Origin of the sequence: Pseudoalteromonas aurantia 208 (genome assembly GCF_014858725.1) — a bacterium.
Classification (GTDB): domain Bacteria; phylum Pseudomonadota; class Gammaproteobacteria; order Enterobacterales; family Alteromonadaceae; genus Pseudoalteromonas; species Pseudoalteromonas aurantia.
Genome location: NZ_AQGV01000009.1, coordinates 21,656 through 39,683 on the forward strand (window position 1 = coordinate 21,656; position 18,028 = coordinate 39,683).

General features: G+C 39.8%; 19 protein-coding genes. 12 read left to right on the forward strand and 7 right to left on the reverse strand.

Annotated elements, in window-relative coordinates; translation table 11 throughout:
* The first annotated feature begins 33 nt into the window (after nucleotides 1-33).
* Both ppk1 and PAUR_RS00135 read left to right on the forward strand, forming a co-directional pair.
* Nucleotides 34-2,121 carry a polyphosphate kinase 1 gene (ppk1, locus tag PAUR_RS00130; RefSeq protein ID WP_192505823.1) on the forward strand — a complete coding sequence of 696 codons (2,088 nt, stop codon included), beginning with the start codon at nucleotides 34-36 and terminating at the stop codon, nucleotides 2,119-2,121.
* On the forward strand, nucleotides 2,118-3,596 hold the full coding sequence (locus tag PAUR_RS00135; RefSeq protein WP_192505824.1) for a Ppx/GppA phosphatase family protein: 1,479 nt from the start codon (nucleotides 2,118-2,120) through the stop codon (nucleotides 3,594-3,596). The genes ppk1 and PAUR_RS00135 overlap by 4 nt, the downstream gene beginning before the upstream one ends.
* 10 nt (nucleotides 3,597-3,606) lie before the next feature.
* Here PAUR_RS00135 and PAUR_RS00140 read toward each other — a convergent pair whose 3' ends face one another.
* On the reverse strand, nucleotides 3,607-4,875 hold the full coding sequence (locus PAUR_RS00140; RefSeq protein WP_192505825.1) for an EAL and HDOD domain-containing protein: 1,269 nt from the start codon (nucleotides 4,873-4,875) through the stop codon (nucleotides 3,607-3,609).
* A gap of 176 nt (nucleotides 4,876-5,051) precedes the next feature.
* On the opposite strand from PAUR_RS00140, the gene PAUR_RS00145 reads away from it, so the two are divergent.
* Together PAUR_RS00145 and PAUR_RS00150 are read left to right on the forward strand one after the other, a co-directional pair.
* Nucleotides 5,052-5,795, forward strand: a complete 744-nt coding sequence (locus tag PAUR_RS00145; RefSeq protein ID WP_192505826.1) for a type 2 periplasmic-binding domain-containing protein — start codon at nucleotides 5,052-5,054, stop codon at nucleotides 5,793-5,795.
* 46 nt (nucleotides 5,796-5,841) lie between these two features.
* Complete coding sequence (locus PAUR_RS00150; protein ID WP_192505827.1) at nucleotides 5,842-6,408, forward strand: PhnA domain-containing protein; 567 nt, start codon at nucleotides 5,842-5,844, stop codon at nucleotides 6,406-6,408.
* A 49-nt stretch (nucleotides 6,409-6,457) separates the two neighbouring features.
* Here PAUR_RS00150 and PAUR_RS00155 read toward each other — a convergent pair whose 3' ends face one another.
* Nucleotides 6,458-7,294, reverse strand: a complete 837-nt coding sequence (locus PAUR_RS00155; protein WP_192506068.1) for a 23S rRNA (adenine(2030)-N(6))-methyltransferase RlmJ — start codon at nucleotides 7,292-7,294, stop codon at nucleotides 6,458-6,460.
* Nucleotides 7,295-7,473: 179 nt separating this feature from the next.
* Between PAUR_RS00155 and zapB the strand changes: the two genes are divergently transcribed.
* From zapB to PAUR_RS00190, 7 genes are all read left to right on the forward strand, one after another.
* Nucleotides 7,474-7,704 (forward strand): cell division protein ZapB, encoded by a 231-nt coding sequence (gene zapB / locus PAUR_RS00160; protein WP_192505828.1) that lies wholly within the window; start codon nucleotides 7,474-7,476, stop codon nucleotides 7,702-7,704.
* On the forward strand, nucleotides 7,704-7,991 hold the full coding sequence (locus tag PAUR_RS00165; RefSeq protein WP_192505829.1) for a cell division protein ZapA: 288 nt from the start codon (nucleotides 7,704-7,706) through the stop codon (nucleotides 7,989-7,991). The genes zapB and PAUR_RS00165 overlap by 1 nt, the downstream gene beginning before the upstream one ends.
* 64 nt (nucleotides 7,992-8,055) lie before the next feature.
* Nucleotides 8,056-9,051, forward strand: coding sequence for a hypothetical protein (locus tag PAUR_RS00170; RefSeq protein ID WP_192505830.1), 996 nt, complete (start codon nucleotides 8,056-8,058; stop codon nucleotides 9,049-9,051).
* A gap of 11 nt (nucleotides 9,052-9,062) precedes the next feature.
* On the forward strand, nucleotides 9,063-10,529 hold the full coding sequence (locus tag PAUR_RS00175) for a LysM peptidoglycan-binding domain-containing protein (protein ID WP_192505831.1): 1,467 nt from the start codon (nucleotides 9,063-9,065) through the stop codon (nucleotides 10,527-10,529).
* Between the two features lie 55 nt (nucleotides 10,530-10,584).
* Nucleotides 10,585-11,073 carry an FKBP-type peptidyl-prolyl cis-trans isomerase gene (locus PAUR_RS00180; RefSeq protein ID WP_192505832.1) on the forward strand — a complete coding sequence of 163 codons (489 nt, stop codon included), beginning with the start codon at nucleotides 10,585-10,587 and terminating at the stop codon, nucleotides 11,071-11,073.
* A gap of 3 nt (nucleotides 11,074-11,076) precedes the next feature.
* Nucleotides 11,077-11,805 (forward strand): SDR family NAD(P)-dependent oxidoreductase, encoded by a 729-nt coding sequence (locus PAUR_RS00185; protein WP_192505833.1) that lies wholly within the window; start codon nucleotides 11,077-11,079, stop codon nucleotides 11,803-11,805.
* On the forward strand, nucleotides 11,802-12,635 hold the full coding sequence (locus PAUR_RS00190) for an amidohydrolase family protein (RefSeq protein ID WP_192505834.1): 834 nt from the start codon (nucleotides 11,802-11,804) through the stop codon (nucleotides 12,633-12,635). Before PAUR_RS00185 ends, PAUR_RS00190 begins: the two co-directional genes overlap by 4 nt.
* On the opposite strand, the gene PAUR_RS00195 is transcribed toward PAUR_RS00190, so the two are convergent.
* Genes PAUR_RS00195 through PAUR_RS00215 form a run of 5 tightly spaced genes read right to left on the reverse strand, consistent with a single transcriptional unit; the run spans nucleotide 12,632 to nucleotide 16,715 of the window.
* The gene (locus PAUR_RS00195; RefSeq protein ID WP_192505835.1) at nucleotides 12,632-13,399 is read right to left on the reverse strand and encodes a YggN family protein; all 768 of its coding nucleotides are present in this window, start codon (nucleotides 13,397-13,399) and stop codon (nucleotides 12,632-12,634) included. The genes PAUR_RS00190 and PAUR_RS00195 overlap by 4 nt on opposite strands.
* Nucleotides 13,400-13,455: 56 nt before the next feature.
* On the reverse strand, nucleotides 13,456-13,968 hold the full coding sequence (locus PAUR_RS00200; RefSeq protein ID WP_318782589.1) for an Lcl C-terminal domain-containing protein: 513 nt from the start codon (nucleotides 13,966-13,968) through the stop codon (nucleotides 13,456-13,458).
* Between the two features lie 9 nt (nucleotides 13,969-13,977).
* On the reverse strand, nucleotides 13,978-15,642 hold the full coding sequence (locus PAUR_RS00205; RefSeq protein WP_192505836.1) for an Lcl C-terminal domain-containing protein: 1,665 nt from the start codon (nucleotides 15,640-15,642) through the stop codon (nucleotides 13,978-13,980).
* Between the two features lie 17 nt (nucleotides 15,643-15,659).
* Nucleotides 15,660-15,992, reverse strand: coding sequence for a hypothetical protein (locus PAUR_RS00210; RefSeq protein ID WP_192505837.1), 333 nt, complete (start codon nucleotides 15,990-15,992; stop codon nucleotides 15,660-15,662).
* Between the two features lie 12 nt (nucleotides 15,993-16,004).
* Nucleotides 16,005-16,715, reverse strand: a complete 711-nt coding sequence (locus tag PAUR_RS00215; RefSeq protein WP_192505838.1) for a DUF2982 domain-containing protein — start codon at nucleotides 16,713-16,715, stop codon at nucleotides 16,005-16,007.
* A gap of 255 nt (nucleotides 16,716-16,970) precedes the next feature.
* On the opposite strand from PAUR_RS00215, the gene PAUR_RS00220 reads away from it, so the two are divergent.
* On the forward strand, nucleotides 16,971-18,026 hold the full coding sequence (locus PAUR_RS00220) for an efflux RND transporter periplasmic adaptor subunit (RefSeq protein ID WP_192505839.1): 1,056 nt from the start codon (nucleotides 16,971-16,973) through the stop codon (nucleotides 18,024-18,026).
* The last annotated feature ends 2 nt before the right edge of the window (nucleotides 18,027-18,028 follow it).

Here is an 18,028-nt window from a genome sequence, read left to right on the forward strand (position 1 = left end):
ATTACCTTTAATTTCTTCCTAAAGAATTAAAAAATGCAGGCGACCTCTCATCCTACTGAAACGATAAGTTACTTTTCAAAAGAGCTCAGTTGGCTTTCGTTCAATGAACGAGTTCTACAAGAAGCAAAAGATAACAGCAATCCCATAATAGAAAGAATGCGATTTTTAGGTATATTCTCCAATAATCTAGATGAATTTTTTCGAGTTCGTGTGGCCGATGTAAAGCGACGTGTATTATTAAATAAATTATCCGATGCGCACTTTGATGCCGATGAAGCACTACTTGCTAATATTAATAAAAAAGTACTTGAACTCGGAAAGAAATTCAACGTGGTCCACCAGCAAATATTGGCCGATTTAGAAAAGCACAATATTCATGTGGCACAGCCCCGTGATTTATCAGAACTGCACTTAGCGTGGCTTAAACAATTCTTTAAAGACCAAGTATTACCACAGATGTCGCCCATGCTATTAACTGAGAATAAAGATTACTCTAACAATATCAACGATACGATGATCTATTTTTTTGTGCAAATGCTCGGAGAAAAGCAACATCACGCATTACTTGAAATCCCCACAGATCGCATTGAACGCTTTGTTCAATTACCCCCAGAAAAAGCCAAGCGTCATAAAACAATTGTGATGCTAGACGATGTCGTTCAATATTTCATAAAGGATGTTTTTAAAGGCTTTTTCAATTTTGATAGTATCGATGGCTATGCAATAAAACTGACCCGAGATGCAGAGTACAATCTAGATAACGAAATAGAAGAAGGCCTTTTAGATAAAATGTCTAAAGGCTTAAAACAACGCTTATGTGCGGAACCCGTTAGGCTCGTATATGACCAAGCTATGCCCGAAGAAATGCTTAAAATCATGAAAAAGCGTCTCGGTGTTACCCATCAAGATGCCCTGATCCCCGGAGGCCGCTATCGTAATTTTAGAGACTTTATTTCGTTTCCAAATGTTGGACGAAAGCATTTAGAAAACGCGCCATTACAGCCATTACAAAGTGCAGCCTTCGACGCGCATGGCAGTGTATTTAAAGCGATTTCAGAGAAGGATATTCTGCTTTATTATCCCTATCATACCTTTAACCACATGTTGGAATATGTACGCCAAGCCGCTTTTGATCCCAAAGTTACACAAATAAAGGTGAATATTTATCGAGTTGCCAGTCGCTCTCGGTTAATTTCATCTTTATTAAGTGCAGCCAAAAACGGCAAGAAAATAACCGTCATGGTCGAGTTAAAAGCCCGTTTTGATGAGCAAAATAATATTGAATGGGCTAAATTGCTTTCCGAAGCTGGGATTAAGGTAATGGTCGGTATTCCTGCATTAAAAGTGCATAGTAAACTCTGCGTCATTCACCGTAAAGAGAAAGGGAGAATAGTAAAATACGCGCATATCGGCACCGGCAATTTCCACGAGAAAACAGCGAAGATTTATACTGACTTTAGTCTGTTTACAAAACACACCGATATATGTAATGAATGTGATAGCGTTTTCAAATTTATAGAAAGCAGCTATCGACCCTTTCATTTTGAACATTTGATGATTTCTCCTGTCAATGCACGAGATCGTATTCTTGATTTAATCGACCGTGAGGTACGACTGTGCGAACAAGGAAAATTAGGTAAAATCACAATAAAGATAAATAACCTAGTTGATAAGCAATTGGTAGATAAGCTGTACTTTGCAGCCCGTCACGGTGTTAAAATTCGTATTATCGTAAGAGGGATGTGTGCATTGGTCCCTGGTTTACCTCGTTTTAGTGACAATATCGAAGTTATCAGCATCGTTGATCGGTTTTTAGAGCACCCCCGTGTTATGGTATTTGAAAACGATGGTGATCCTCAGGTTTATATTTCATCTGCTGATTGGATGACTCGTAACCTTGACCACCGTGTTGAGGTAACTGCACCTATCTATGATGACGAATTAAAAAATGTCATCATAGAAATATTGGAGCTGCAATTACGTGACCGATGTAAAGCTAGGGTCATTGATAAAGAACAAAAGAACCTCTATGTTCGCAGAGGTAATAGCAAAAAGATCCGTTCACAGTTGGCAATATATGACTATCTAAAGAAATGGGAAAATAGTAAGAGCACACAATGACAGAATACCCCTCTATTGCCGCCGTTGACTTAGGCTCAAATAGCTTTCATTTATTAATTGCGAGAGAAGTCGACGGACGCTTTCAAATATTACATAAAGAAAAGCAAAGAGTGTACCTCGCTGCAGGACTAGACGATGATTTCTACCTATCATCCGAAGCAATTGAACGCGCATTGCATGCGTTAAAACAGTTTGCAACAACCTTAAAAAGCTTCTCTCATAGTCATGTACAAGTTGTTGCTACATACACATTGCGCAATAGTAAAAATATTCAACATTTTTTACACAAAGCTCAGCAATGCTTCCCATTTAAAATCAATGTTATTTCGGGGCAAGAAGAAGCACGCCTTATTTATCAAGGCGTCGCTAACTATATTCATAATGAACACAATAGATTAGTTATTGATATTGGTGGAGGTAGTAGTGAACTCATTATTGGCCGACATTTTAACCACCTCTTATTGACAAGCCGTAATATGGGTTGTGTTAACATGACGCAGCAGTTTTTCTCAGGTGGTAAGTTAACAGAAAAACGCTTTAATAAAGCACTAATCAAAGCTGAGCAAGACTTAGAAGTAATTACAGCTAGTTATTTAAACAAAGGTTGGGAAACCTGCTTAGGTACCTCAGGTACCATCAAGACACTGAGCGCAATCAATCATGCTTACTTTAATGAGTCACACCTCACTCTGAAAAGTCTAACACACATCAAAACACTCATATTTGAACAACAACAATTACAACTATTGGTGCTAAAAGGGCTTCCTATTGAACGCCGCAATAGTATTGTCGGTGGCCTCATTGTATTAATTGCGATATTTAAACAACTCAACATTCACTCTTTAGAATACTGTGATTTTGCATTACGTGAAGGACTTATGCATGAGGCCCACCAGCGTAAAGAGTTTGATATTCGTGCCCGTACTATAAATACTTTATGCGAGCACTACACTGTTGATACAGCCCATAGCGATAACATTTGTCAAACTTTACGACAATTTTTTGCCGCAACAGAACGAAGCTGGCAGCTTAATAGCTGTGATTTACAGATTTTATGCTGGGCTGCACAACTTCACGAAGTTGGTTTGACTATCAATTCATCAGGCTTACACAAGCATAGTGCTTATATTATTATGCACAGCCAACTTCCTGGTTTTACACAAGAACAACAACTATTACTCAGCACTTTAATTCGTTTTTACCGAAAGAAGATCAAACCAACTGACATTCACGCACTTTTTACTGAGCAACCAAAGAACTTTGCTAAACTATTGACCTTGCTGCGCTTAGCAATAATTTGCAACCAGAAGCGACAGTATCAACAAACAGGTAAGATAGAATTGCAAGCACAAGAAGATACACTGAGCATTAAACTCGATGCGGATTGGGCAAACAAGCACTCGATTTTATTTGCTGATTTACAGCAAGAGCAACGTTATCTAACACCACTCAATATCAATTTGGCTCTAATTTAATAAACTGATGTTAAACGTGCACCACGGCAAAAATATCATCTGCATAAGTCCGGCTTTGCATCGCTAAATCAAACAAGTGCGTTTTATTCGTCGCGGGTCGAATGGCATTCAGAATGGCTTCAGCCTCTTGCCAGTTATTATACTCAATTTCTAATGCTAAGCGCAACGCGCCCCCCATAAGTCCTTGATAATTTAACAACGCACTACTTAATGAACTATCTAAAGAAAACTCAGAAATAACCACCGACAACTCAATCTCTAATATGGCATCTAATATTGACATTAAACCGATTAAATAGCCCTGCTCAGCCATTTCATCTCCACCCGGTGCTAGAAATAGTTCAATAAACCGAGCTCGCATCAAGCCCATTTTTGTCAGCTCTGCTGGCTTATCAAGCCCGAGCTCACTCAGTGCTAATACTCGAACAAATTGGCGTATCGCATCCTCTCCCAAATACACAACAGCTTGAGCAATCGACTTCATTTCAATTTTATTATCGCCAGCTTTCGCATTTGCTAATTTTAAAATTCTTGCTGTTAAGCTTAAATCTTTCGCAACTCGCTGCTGAACTTCTTTAAAACACAAATTCGTTTTCGCTGTGCAACGTAGTAAATCGAAAATCGCAGCTTTGGAGGGTTCAATGTTGCCATGGTTTAACATTTCTGGACGAGCAAAAAAGAAGCCTTGGAAATAATCGGCCCCAGCAGCATGAATAAAATTATATTCCTCGAGCGTTTCAATCCGTTCCACAACTATTTTTACATCCGGATAGGTCCGTTTTAGCTTTTTCAGCATCATCGTTGTTTTAATGATTGGCTGCTCGACTTCTAACTTAATATAATTCATAAGTGGCAATAAGGGTGCCCAACGTGCGTCCCCGTCATAATCATCTAAAGCAAAATGATAACCCTGCTTTTTTAGTCTTACGACCGTTTCAACCAACTCGGTAATATTTTGCGAGCGTTCGACGATTTCTACAATTAGATTTTCAGGATTAAGTAACTTTGGGAGCTCATGTAATAAAGATTCGTCAGAGAGGTTAATAAATGCTCTATGTCCTGCCGCAAGCCGATCAACGCCTACAAACATTAACGAATTGAAAAACATTCGGCCCGTGGCTTGACCATCGGTCACGCCAGACGGAAAAGCATTGTTATCTGAATCTCGATACAATAATTCATACGCATAGATATTTTGAGCTTTATCAAGTATTGGCTGGCGTGCAATATATTGCACTGAAGAATTTTTAACTTTTGCGATCGTGCCACTCATCAACATCAATACCCTTGTTTTAACTAATGAAGCTCGGGAACTATCAGAATACGATATGCATGTAAGCTGAGCAATTAAAAACTCATGTTCTTATCAATAATTATCAATATACGTATAAACTTATAAATAAACTTTACACGCATCTAGTATTCCTTCACACGGTTTTGGACTAATATTGTGATATGAATGTACCAAAAAGAATAGTAACCCTTTATTTAGTGTGTGCTGTTTGGTCATCAAACGCACTCACCAAAAACCACTTAGAGTATAGCTTAAGTGGCTCAGGTAACTATTACCCTTATTACACACATGACCCAAGGGCTCCTGGCATACTTCCTGAAGCAATCCAAGCAATTTTAAAAGAAGCAAATATTACAGGGGAAGATCTCCTCTTGCCAGCAAAGCGTACCAACTATTACTTACAGCAGCAAAAAATAGACTTTGATTTAGTGAGCCCTAGCTGGCTAAAAGACACTGAGTTAAACAATCCACAATATATATTTTCCATTGCAATATTACCAATCTCAGAATACATTGTGACTCGTCTAAAAACACATGTTCCCCCCTCTCTTGAGCATATGATTGTAGGCACGGTTCGAGGTTACTATTATCATAATGATGAAGTGTTTGAACGCGTCGATTTCAATTCTGAAAAAGAGTTGATGCTTGCACTACATCGTAAACGTGTTGATCAAATCATAATCGGTAATTTGCCAGCGCTGTATTGGTCTAAGAAACTGAATATTCCATTTTTTATGGCTGCAATACACTCTCAAGGGTATATCCACATGCGCTTATTGTCTAAGCATAAAAACCTATTGCCAATCATAAATAAAGCAATTGAAGCTTTGTCAAAAAAAACCTACTTTAAGAACATTGAACGAAAGTACTTACAATCTCTAAGCACCACTAGCGAGGGTCCATAATAATCACGTATAATTCCACTTTCATCTATGTTTGTAGGAATAAATTATGAGTATCGCCGCCACTTTAGCTCAAAGAAGCAACGGACAATGTGAATTATGTAGCAATAATACAGGTCTTGACGTTTTTGAAGTACCACCTGTAAATGAAGCTCACTCAGATAAATGTGTGTATCTATGCTCAACATGCAAACCCCAAGTTGAGGGCAATGAAACGCTACAAACAAATCATTGGCATTGCCTAAATGATAGCATGTGGAGCCAAACACCAGCCGTACAAGTCGTTGCTTTTCGTTTATTAAGCCAATTGGCTGTCGAGCATAGTTGGGCACAAGATGCGTTAGATATGTTGTATTTAGAAGATGACACGCGAACTTGGGCTGCTCAGGTACTCGCAGATGAAGATGAGATTGTTCATCTGGACAGCAACGGTGTACGACTCAATGCAGGCGATACCGTAGTGCTAATTAAAGATCTAGATGTAAAAGGCAGTAGTATTGTGGCAAAAAGAGGAACCGCAGTGCGTAATATTGGCCTAACCTCTAATCCGGACCATATAGAAGGTCGAGTTGATGGTCAACGCATTGTTATATTAACTAAATTCGTCAAAAAGTAACTCGGATTCAAAGTGGTGCCGCTATATGACAATAGGGGCACCGGCTAACTTATTCTTCGACAAGCTGTTCGCTGCGGTAAAACCCATTTTCATCACTCAAGATGTCAACCAACTCAGGTAATACATCGTCCATAGCCGCTTTCAATGTCCAAGGGGGGTTAATTACTATCATACCCGAAGCTGTCATACCATGTTCTTGAGTATCGCAACTGGTTGCCAATTCAAACAGTTGAATATTGTTAATACCTGACTCCTTAAGCGTCTCTTCTAACAGGTCAATACGCTCTCTATCCACAACTGGGTACCAAATCATATAAGTACCAGAGTTAAAACGTTTATGTGCTTTAATGATCATTTTCGCAGCTTGCTGATAATCCGTTTTTATTTCATACGGAGGATCCATTAAAACACATGCACGTCTTGATGCAGGTGGTACCAATCCAAGTAACCCTTTAAATCCATCTTCACCACGGACTCTTAAAGACTTTTTATGTGACAAATTCTCTTCTAAAAGCCCCAAGTCTTTAGGGTGTAATTCAAAAAACCATCCTTTATCTTGACGTCTTAAAAATTGCTCAGCCATTTTCGGCGAACCCGGATAATATAACAAGTCTGTTTTATTAAACGATTTAACCAAAGTAACAAAATGCGCCAACGTTTCATTGCCACCATCATAGTGCCAAAGCTTTGCTATGCCGTCTAAATACTCTTGGGTCTTTTGCGCATCACTACTGTTGAGCTCAAAAAAACCAGCTCCGGAATGAGTATCAATGTAATCCAAAGGCTTATCCTTGCGAGTCATGTACTCTAATACTGTCGCAAGGACTAAATGTTTAATAATATCTGCTGGATTACCCGCATGAAATGAATGTCTGTAACTAAGCATAAAGAGACCTTGCTTCGCAATTGAGCAATTTTGCTGAACCGCTTGTGAATAAAATAGGGTATATCCGTCATTATTACCCAAAGCCATAGAAAAATCAGCATAAAGGTGCGTAATGACTAGCATCCTACGTCACTTTGTTTTACATTTGCATGACAAAAATACTGTATAAGAGCGCATTTATGAATAACGACACTCTCCCTCAACTCGAACAGCTGATCGATCAACTCATTGCTCAAAATGAGCGACTAAATAATGAAGTTTCAGGACTTAAAGAGCAAAATAGTAAACTAATCGATGAAAATGAAACTTTACAACTTGAAGTACTTGAAAGTGAAGAGAAGCAAAAAGAAACAAGTAGTACTTTAACGAATCTACTTGATAAACTGCAAAGTGCAACCCAGGCGAGCTAATGTCTGAGAAGATCAATCAAGTTGATGTGACCCTGCTTGGCAAAACCCATCAATTTGCCTGTTCTGAGGGGCAAGAAAACGTGCTCCTCGATGCCGCGAATTTACTGAATGAGCGCGTTACCCAAATGAAGCAACGCGCCACAGTTCGTAATGAACAAAATGCATTGCTCATGGCTGCGCTTTATTTGTGTCACGATTTGCAAGCTCTTGAGCAGCAGCAACAAACGCACCATCAGTCGCAACAAATACTAATTGATAAGCTAGTATCACACCTTGAGGTAGATTGAAGTCTTTATAAAAAACGTATTTTCGGTTAAATTATCGACATGAGATAGATGGGTTTTTCTAATTATGCGTTTTTTCATTTTTATATTTCTATTGTGTTTTTCATTTTTTACCTTTGCCCAAAAGTGGCATCAGATTGATCCTAATACATTTATTATTTCTCCACCAAAAAATGCAATACAGTTACAAACAAACCTTGCCATACTGACAGGTAAAAATTGCGCTGCCGTTATAAATGCACATGGTGATTTCACCGCCATTGAGCTGACCATCAAGCAAATTAAGAACCGTATAAAAGTCCCTGTTTGCTATTTAATTAGTACGAGTAGTGACATTCATGAAGTACTTGGCATTGCTTTAATGCAACGTGCATTTCCTGCAGCCTCGTGGATTGCACCTTCACATGTGAAACATAACCTAAGCAATTATCAGCATGCCTACAACGACAAAATCTCCCAGTACTTAAATAGTTATGAGGTCAGCACTCAAAGAGTGGAAAATTTTGATTTAGAAGGCAAAGCGCTTTGGAAAAATAAAATGCGACAGGCTAATCAACGGATCCAAGATTGGAAAAATATTCCTCTTCGCGCTCCCATCGAGGTCAAAAAGCAATTGCAACTAGGTAACCATTTAATTGATATCGAAACGTATTCAGCATTCAGTAAAGAAGATTTATCTGTATTCAGTCACCTCAACAATGGCATGTTTGCGGGTACCAGCATCGATCCGATCCCCTACGTCACACACTCAAAGCTCAATCAATGGCTTCAGACTTTAAGTATTATGGAAAATACATCACAGATTAAATGGCTACTTCCAAGCCATGGAAAACCCTATAAGCGTGCCGCATTAAACAAACCTATCACTTTTTTACGCACTGTGATGAAGCACAGTATACGACAAAATAATGAGCTCCCTGAAGAATTACTCAAGCGATATCCTAAAAAGGAATTACAGCCCAAACTAACATTGTTATATCAGATTGCCGTGCAGCACAACCCAAAAAATAATAACAAAACGCTATCTGTGCAAATGCCCAATACCCCGCCTCCTCAATTGTAAAAGGCGAATCCATGCGCATTTTTTATTTACTGACCATCCTTGGAACTTTAAATGGCTGTACGACAATTCAGCCACAGGAAAATAATACTCAAGCGGTATTTACAGCTCTTACAAAGACCAACAAACCTGAGCCAAAAATAGAACCAAGCTCAACCAAGCCGCCAGCTAACAATTTTAAGTTACCCGAAGAGCCCCCTTTACTGCCTCCCATAACCAACCTTTGGCAAGTGATAGTTAACCAATTAAGCTTTGATGTCGTACCTACATCTCGGCTGCATAAACGTATTGATTGGTATTTAGCACAACCAACTTATTTGGCTCAGGTCAACAAAAGGGCCGCGCCATATCTATACCATATCGTGAAACGTGTTGAACAACGCGGGTTGCCTATGGAGCTCGTTTTACTGCCGTTCGTAGAAAGTGATTTTAGGCCCACAGCTGTTTCTCAACAAAAAGCCGTTGGCGTATGGCAATTAGTTGAAGCGACAGCATACCACTTTGGCGCAATATCTGATCCTTGGTACGATGGGCGTAAAGACGTACTCTCCGCGACGGATGCTGCCCTCGACTATTTAAGCTATTTATACAAACGCTTTAATGGCAACTGGTTACATGCAATAGCCGCCTATAACACAGGGGAAGGCCGAGTAAAGAAGGCCATTGACCGTAATAGAGCAAAGGGGATCAGTACGCACTTTTGGCACTTAAAACTGCCAAAAGAAACATCTGAGTACGTACCTAAATTACTTGCATTAAGCTATTTATTACAAAAAAAGCACCCAAAATTTACTCGGCCACATCTACCTAACTACGCGCTCTCGACCGCATTAGATGTTGGTCAGCAATTTGATTTTGGCGTTCTTTCTTCCCTAGTGAATGTTCCTAAACAAACAATCCACCACTTAAATCCAGGCTTTCTTCGTCATCAAAGTTCCCCTCAAGGTCCACATAAAGTATTACTGCCAATGACTGAAAAAAAACTATTACAAAGTCAGTTCTTTAAGCGTCACTTTAGCCAAACATATACGGTAAAAAAAGGTGATACCCTTTATAGCATCGCTAAGCGTTTTAATACTAAAGTTAAAACAATCACGCTACTCAATAACAAAACGAGCTCCTTATTACATATTGGTGAAGTACTTTCTCTAAATAAAGTAACCCAATCTAATAGTTTACTCATTGATTACGAGATCAGTCCTTACCTTATTGAAAAGAAACAAACCAAGCCCGTCACAATTGAATATTTTCACCAAATCAAACCCGGTGACTCTTTATGGGAGGTCAGTCAGCTCTACAAGGTCTCGGTCAAAGACTTAATGATTTGGAATGAGATATCAGCACACAGCATGCTCAAACCAGGCAATACGCTGATTTTGCATTTACCCAAGCCACAGTTGGTATCTGAACCTGTAAACACTAAACAGTATTTGTCGGAGTTAGAGGTGCTCGTGAAACCAGAAAGCGGGCCTAGACTCTAGCTTAGTAGTACATCGTCACGTAAAATGACCGTATAAATTACTTACAGAGACTGATATGCACATTACTAAAGACACCGCTGTTGAATTCCATTACACACTCAGTGAAGGCGATCAACATATTGAAACGAGCACTACTGATGAGCCGCTTAGCTACATACACGGTAATGACAGTATGCTGCCTGGTCTTGAAAAAGCGCTTGATAATAAAACGACGGGAGATAAATTCAGCGTGACACTTTCTCCAGAAGAGTCGTATGGAGAGTTTAAAGAAGGCTTAGTACAGCGTATCCCAATTAAACACCTACAAGGCTTAGGCAACAATAAAGCTTGGAAAGCAGGTATGTCTGCCATTGTGGAGTCAAACCAGGGTAAACATCAAGTTACCATCATTAAAGTGGGGAAGTTCAACGCTGACTGTGACCTTAACCACCCATTCGCTGGCAAAACTTTAACGTTCGACGTAGAAGTGATCTCGGTACGAGAAGCCACGGCAGAAGAACTCTCGCATGGGCATGTTCACGGTGCCGGTGGTTGTGGACATTAAACTATGACAAAAGTTGCCATTGTTACCGGTGGCAGCTTTGGCATTGGCCTCGCCATTGTCGAAAAGCTGCTATCACAAGATTATCAAGTCTTTAACCTCGACATAGCCCCCAGTGAGCGCGGTCAGTTCATCCATTGTGATGTCAGTAACGTTGCACAGGTCAACGCTGCAATCGCACAAATCACAGAGAAAAACAAACGCATTGATGTCTTAGTTTCCAATGCTGGAAAACATTTAAGTGCAACGATTGAAGAGACTGATGAAAAAACTCTTGATCAGCTCTTTTCTCTGAATGTAAAAGGTGCATACGCGGCCACAAAAGCCGTATTACCAATAATGAAAGCCCAAAATAATGGGGCTATTATTTTCATTTCCTCAGATCAAGCTCTCGTCGGTAAACGCAATTCATTCGCTTATAATTTAACAAAGTCAGCACTCGCCTCAATGGCCAAAACAACAGCGCTAGATTACGCACCAAATAACATTCGCGCCAATGCAGTGTGCCCTGGCACAATAGAAACTCCACTATTCCATAGCGCTATCGATAAATATTGTGAACAAAGCAACGCAGATAAAGCCACGATAGTTGCAGAGGAGGCCGCATTGCAACCACTTGGCCGCTTAGGTAAAGCGCAAGAAGTTGCAGCATTAGTGGCATTTCTCGTCAGTGATGATGCCAGTTTCATAACCGGCAGCCTACAAACTATTGACGGGGGGTATACGGCGCAATGATTGCCATTATTGACCCTCACATTCATTTTTTTGATTTGCAAATGGGTCAATATGAATGGCTGGTGGGGGATACCCCGCCAAATTGGGCCAATTTATCTCTGATAAAACAAAACCATAACCCCAATCACTTAAAAAACCCCACTTTCTTAGTGGAAGCAGTCGTGCATATTGAAGCCGGATTTAATAATCAACATCCTCACAAAGAACTCGAATGGCTTGCGAAGGCAGCTCGGCCATTGCGGTACGGGGCTATTGCCTATATTGATATCACATTAGAGCCGATACACTTTTCTGAGCAGCTCTCTAAGTTGCTTCACGACCCTTGCCTTAGAGGTATTCGTGATATTACTGAAGGCACTGATGCAATACGTTTACTGCACCCCAATGTATTCACAAACCTCTCCACTTTGAGCTGTCACAAGTTATGCTTTGAAGCGCAGTTTGAACTAAACAATCAACAAGTTGCTAACCAAGTTGCCAACTACTGCCTATCATTACCGCACCTATCACTGTTTCTTAATCATGCAGGGTTGCTTGAACGTAATACACAATGGGATCACAGTATGGCTAAGCTATCAAGCTGTCCAAATATAGCGATCAAATTTTCGGGTTTCGAGCATCTTATATCTCCATTATCAAAAAACACATGTCTACAACTATGTCTTCAATACTTTGGAGATGAACGTATCATGTTCGCTTCAAATTACCCGGTATGTTTGATGGAAAAAAGTTATGAAGAAATATGGCTGGAGTACCGTCAACTTGTTGAAAATGAAGTGTTATGGAAAAAACTCAGTTACCACAATGCAAAACGGTTATATCGCCTTTAAGATCGTATTTGTACTAAATCATAAGCGGTTAGATCAGGCACTATTGCCTGAAGCCTAGCCTCCGTTTCATCCAAGGTATTTAAGCACTCACAATATTCTTCAGCTTTATTTTCTAGTTGTTGTGCTTTTTTTTCTAACGATTTATCAATTTCTTTCGTGATAATATCCATCCGCTGGCTCATATCAGTAATACGGTCTTCTATATTGCCCTCTCGCGATTTAAACGCATCGCCTAAAGAGACTAAAATCGCTCCTAAAGATCCATGAACAGCTGAGTGAATTTTTTGACTAATCTCTTTCGTGAAAAAATCATCTATCTTCGATAAAGACTGAGGTGCAATAAAGAAGAAATCATCCCCTCTTTTAAACTTATCCATTAAAGCACGCTCAACATACTGTAACTGTGTTTTAAGTACTTCAGGTTCTTTATCTGACATACCTTCAACAACTTGTTCAATCGCACTTAAACCCAAATTTACACCATCCGTTGCTAAACTTACCAATTCAGGAACGGTGTCTCGTATCCCTTTTGAATACTCATATAAAACTTGTGTTTCTTGTTCAGAGAGATCGATCCAATAGCCTTGAATTAAAAGTTGGGTATCATTATTAATTTGTACTCGAGTTTGCCCTTTATCAACAATACGGATCACTGAATCAGTTATAATCAAACCATGCCCAAGCTCAACCTCACACTTCCCCTGAGCAAAGCAAGTAAGTGGCAACATAGACAACAGCAAACTGCAGCGCTTTATGAATGACATAGAATCTCCTTAACATACATCGCGTCAGAATATCAAACTTTCACGCAATACCAAAACTATTTGCTGTACCGAACGAGTCGTAAAAATATATCAGATGTTTTGGCTTTAATGTTGTTTTTCCCGTCTGAAAACTGGTAAGCCCACGCATGGTCAATTTGTGTTATCGCAGTGGTACTCGTCCAATAGTTTTCATTCAGCGTTCCTGAGAAAATGGTGATATTGGCGGCAGGTTCTACACACTGGAACTCAACAATACTTGCCAACTCTTTTATGTTTGGTACATGCCAATCTTTAAACTCCCCAAGCTCATCATTCGCAGCGGCACTCAAAGCTTGCTGCCAATTAAGTTGTTGAGCTGTACCTGTGCAACTCTGATCACCCGAATTATATATTTGGCCAAAATTACACCGTTGCCACATAAGCCCAGTGAAAGAGTCTGTCACAGTGCCTTCTGTTGAGATTGAAAACCGTTCCGTCGGCGACGTACTAACAACGGTTGATATACAAGTTTGCGCTGCTAATAACGACATTGAAGTCATAGATATGCAGATTAATATAAAAATTCTCACAAATAACTCCTAAGGTGTTCTAACCAAACGCACATACGCAGTATTCTTTTTCGGGTAAGCTAAATCATTACCTGTTTGCATATCGAGAATAAAAGCTTGGGTTAAACTACGACCATCAACGCTTGTTTGAGTTGTCCAATAATACTGATGATTTAATAATGCGGCAGACGGTATATTTGGAAAGAAGATTGGATCTAATAATTGCTTCCCATCACTATGGCCAAAGTCAATAATCCCGAGTAACTCTAAGTACGTTGGAAGACGCCAATTACTGCCTCCACAAAAATTACTGGCATTAACATCATCTATTAAAGATTGAATACCACAATTGACATTACTTGGGCACGTGGAATTGGCTGGACCAATAATTGAACCATCTTGTGCACTCCCATCAGCAGATAAATACCAAGTATAATGGTTTTTACCATCCCGTATTGATGTATTGGGGACTGTGCCAGTATTGGTCTCTTTTACTTCCCAAATTAAGCCTGTTACGTTATCACGAACACAGGTAAATACGGTCTCAGAATCTGGGAGCTCATCAGCAAATTGATTCAATTTGGTAAAATCAAAGCCGATTCTACCTGTGCCTGTCTTATCAATTAAACTCGCTACGCTATCGCGCCCAACATCACCATCTTGATTGACAAATGTTGAGTCATTACAAGTAATGACAGAAGTATTGCTGAAGCAACTATCCAAGCCCGAATCATTTCGAAGACCTAAAGCTTTGGGCGTAATCGTCACTTTGACACTATCATCTTCAGATAAATTGAGCGGGTCTTTAATAATAACTTTAAAACTGACTTCAGCAGTACTATCGACATTTGGCGCGATAAACGTTGTGGTGCACGACGCAACATCATTAATTACAACAGGTAAGTTACTTCCCTGTTGACTCCAAAGGCATGTATAGCTCCCTGACACACTGACGCTTTTTGACGCATCAAGTGTTACCACATCAAACTCAGTCACTGTTTGCTCATCTCCAGCTTCTGCCAATACAGGGGTATTTGTCGCCGCCAATGTCATTGAAAATTCAGTACTCGCCTCGCCACCTTCGTCATCTTTAACCGTTAAACTAAAACGTGCGGTTTGCGTCTGTAATAGCAATGGATGTACAAATGAAATTTCACTTTGAGTTAAGTCACTCAGTGATAATGTTGGGCCTGCCAACTGCTGCCACTGATAAGACACAACCGCTCCGTTTGTATCTGGGTCTGACGATGTTGCAGCACTTAATTTAACCGTATCTGGATATTTAGCTGGTAGCACATCCGGCGCTGTTTGAGTAATAGCAGGAATCGGTAATTGATTTTCAGAGGTCACATTGATCGTGATTGTATCAGAAGCAGTTTTATCATTTGGCGCACGGTAATCCACCTGCAACATTATCACGCTATCTGTTTTCACATCTGGTGCCGTTATGGTTACTTCACTTGCCTGTTGAGGGAAACCTTCTAATGCTGGCCCGCTTATAACCTGCCAATTAAACACCCCATCAGCCGGGGAAGCTGAAGCTGCAATCGTCACGCTCGCTTTTTCAACTACGGTGATATTATTATTGACGTTAATACTGGCATTTTCTTGTGCAGGCTCTGAAGATGACGAACCACCACCGCATCCAACTAACAAACTCCCAATCAATAATGGAAGGACTAAACGGTTCAACATACTTCGCTCCTTGCCTGTTACATGTAGCTATCTTGATGAATTCTTACAAATAACTTCGTACCTACTTTACTATAATCCACTTTGTATTCTCGGCCGTCTAAAGACTGAATGAATAGCAGCCTTTTTACTTCGCCAAATATATCTGCACTCGCAATATGTACTATTTCTAAATAGCGCTCTTTCGCTTCACGGCGGTTACGAGGCAACTCATCTTTAAACGGAATAAGCCCATTTACTGTGACTTGTATTTTAGGGTGCGACTCCCCGTTAACAATAACTAAATCGAGCTTTTTCTCTTTGTGAATGATCGTGTTACGACCGCTTTTAATATAGGCTCTATCATCGCTCATGGACTGTTCCTGTTACATCTGTTCATTGGTGGCTTGCTCTTCCAACAAGTTTTTAACCACCTGAGCTGGATCTAATTTCCAGCGGTTTAATAAGTATGAAAAACGCCATATATCTCGGTCTAATACATTTGCTGGCAATAGCAAGTCATAGCCCGTCAACGTTTTCAGATTGTGCATTCGATTGGCAAACATCGCGATCAAACCGGTATAGACTTGTCCTGAATCAGAGCTATACTCATCCGATTCAATTAGCCATTCTGATGGGCAGTTGCCATTTTTGCAATGCATTTTAACAGCTTGTAAAAATATATGCCTCTGTTCAATTAATAATTTACCTGCCAATCTCGGCTTTAATGCTAATAAAAATGGATCTATCGAGACCAGTTTAATGCCAACAGCATTTAATTCCAGTAATTCAGGTGCTTCACCAGCTTTAGGTACCCCACTTGAATGCACATTATCGAATGCAATTTTCCATCGCCCAAACTTATGAATATAAACGACGCTTTGTGTACCAAGTACTATACTATAATAAGGTTGTTGGCTTTTCAAAAAACCAAGCAAAATCGAAAAGATAGCAATACTCACCAACGCCGTTTCAACAACACTGATCACACTATCGCGCAAAATCACAAACGCCATAATGATGCAAAGGCATACTGCACCAACGAGCATAAATTCAATACTGTGTTGATTCGCTTGAGCTCTTAATTTAGCTTGCATTTGTTACGCCAACCTCACATATAAAACCCAAAATAAAATACAAACATAATGATCGTCCACGCCAACAATTGTCGTATCTTTTTACATGTTTGACATTCATTGTTTTTTTTCATGTTTAAAAATCAACATTTTAGGTACAAACAAGCCGGTAATTTTAACTTTTACGGCCAACGCACAAATTAACAAGATACCCGACTCCATATTGAAGCGACATATTTTGTACACTAGAGTCATCAATCGCAGTGGTAAAATATCATGTATGCACAACAATCGGGTAAAGCCCTCTTTCCTTTTATTATTTTAGTCCTGATTTGTATAACAGGCTATTTGTATTTGCCAACTTCTCAAGGAAAACCGACAAATATTAAGCCAAATACAATCGTCGTCAGCACAATCACCGCAGAAGAACAATCTCGTATTATATCAGTTGCAGCAGTTGGTAATGCCCGAGCCAATCAGGCTATTGATATTATCAGCTCACAAGATGATTATGTTACACAGATCTATTTTGCTGATGGTGATTCAATTCAGCGAGATCAAAAATTGGTACAGCTCTTAGATGCGGAAGAGCAACTCGCCGTTGAAGAGTTGAATATTCAATTAAAAGAACAACAAAGACAGTTATCTCGACTAAATGAATTAGCAAAAACACAATCAGCTGCGCGCTCAGCTTTGGAAGAGCAACGCTCTGTCGCGGATGCTTTATTTACCCAACTGCAAAGCGCTAAAGTCAAATTAGCACAAATGACTATCAAAGCGCCATTTGACGGTGTGCTAGGTAAAAAACTTATTTCAACCGGCAGCTTTGTTGATAGCAATACCAGCATTACTACTTTGGATGATATCAGTGTTATAAAAGTGGACTTTCAAGTACCTGAAAAGTATTTGGGCCAACTGAAAAAAGGCATGACAGTCACCGCCATTAGTGATGCTTACAGACACACCTCATTTAACGGTTATGTTTCTCATATAGACCCTCGCATTAACGAAACTACCCGCAGTGTTCAAGTGACAGCCGATTTTGCCAACAATAATGCGCAACTTAGGCCCGGTATGTTATTGCAAATAACACTAGAGTTACGCGCACTTACCGCTATCATGCTGCCAGAAAAAAGCATTATCCCACGGAAAGATCAACACTTTATATACATCGTGGATGATCAAGATAAAGCACAGTTAACGAATGTTGAGCTTCACACGCGATTTAATGGCTGGGTGGCTGTTTCTAAGGGCGTAAACATTGGTCAAAAAGTTGTCACCGAGGGCACTACCAAGATACGTTCTGGTTCTTCTGTGACTGAAAAGGGATAACC

What these genes read in the sequence shown, in the direction of transcription:
- ppk1 (WP_192505823.1), top strand. Translation starts at nt 34, where the DNA reads ATGCAGGCGACCTCTCATCCTACTGAAACGATAAGTTACTTTTCAAAA.
- PAUR_RS00215 (WP_192505838.1), bottom strand. Translation starts at nt 16,715, where the DNA reads ATGCAAGCTAAATTAAGAGCTCAAGCGAATCAACACAGTATTGAATTT.
- PAUR_RS00175 (WP_192505831.1), top strand. Translation starts at nt 9,063, where the DNA reads ATGCGCATTTTTTATTTACTGACCATCCTTGGAACTTTAAATGGCTGT.
- PAUR_RS00150 (WP_192505827.1), top strand. Translation starts at nt 5,842, where the DNA reads ATGAGTATCGCCGCCACTTTAGCTCAAAGAAGCAACGGACAATGTGAA.
- PAUR_RS00135 (WP_192505824.1), top strand. Translation starts at nt 2,118, where the DNA reads ATGACAGAATACCCCTCTATTGCCGCCGTTGACTTAGGCTCAAATAGC.
- PAUR_RS00145 (WP_192505826.1), top strand. Translation starts at nt 5,052, where the DNA reads ATGAATGTACCAAAAAGAATAGTAACCCTTTATTTAGTGTGTGCTGTT.
- PAUR_RS00195 (WP_192505835.1), bottom strand. Translation starts at nt 13,399, where the DNA reads ATGTCATTCATAAAGCGCTGCAGTTTGCTGTTGTCTATGTTGCCACTT.
- PAUR_RS00170 (WP_192505830.1), top strand. Translation starts at nt 8,056, where the DNA reads ATGCGTTTTTTCATTTTTATATTTCTATTGTGTTTTTCATTTTTTACC.
- zapB (WP_192505828.1), top strand. Translation starts at nt 7,474, where the DNA reads ATGAATAACGACACTCTCCCTCAACTCGAACAGCTGATCGATCAACTC.
- PAUR_RS00190 (WP_192505834.1), top strand. Translation starts at nt 11,802, where the DNA reads ATGATTGCCATTATTGACCCTCACATTCATTTTTTTGATTTGCAAATG.
- PAUR_RS00210 (WP_192505837.1), bottom strand. Translation starts at nt 15,992, where the DNA reads ATGAGCGATGATAGAGCCTATATTAAAAGCGGTCGTAACACGATCATT.
- PAUR_RS00155 (WP_192506068.1), bottom strand. Translation starts at nt 7,294, where the DNA reads ATGCTTAGTTACAGACATTCATTTCATGCGGGTAATCCAGCAGATATT.
- PAUR_RS00180 (WP_192505832.1), top strand. Translation starts at nt 10,585, where the DNA reads ATGCACATTACTAAAGACACCGCTGTTGAATTCCATTACACACTCAGT.
- PAUR_RS00185 (WP_192505833.1), top strand. Translation starts at nt 11,077, where the DNA reads ATGACAAAAGTTGCCATTGTTACCGGTGGCAGCTTTGGCATTGGCCTC.
- PAUR_RS00220 (WP_192505839.1), top strand. Translation starts at nt 16,971, where the DNA reads ATGTATGCACAACAATCGGGTAAAGCCCTCTTTCCTTTTATTATTTTA.
- PAUR_RS00140 (WP_192505825.1), bottom strand. Translation starts at nt 4,875, where the DNA reads ATGTTGATGAGTGGCACGATCGCAAAAGTTAAAAATTCTTCAGTGCAA.
- PAUR_RS00205 (WP_192505836.1), bottom strand. Translation starts at nt 15,642, where the DNA reads ATGTTGAACCGTTTAGTCCTTCCATTATTGATTGGGAGTTTGTTAGTT.
- PAUR_RS00165 (WP_192505829.1), top strand. Translation starts at nt 7,704, where the DNA reads ATGTCTGAGAAGATCAATCAAGTTGATGTGACCCTGCTTGGCAAAACC.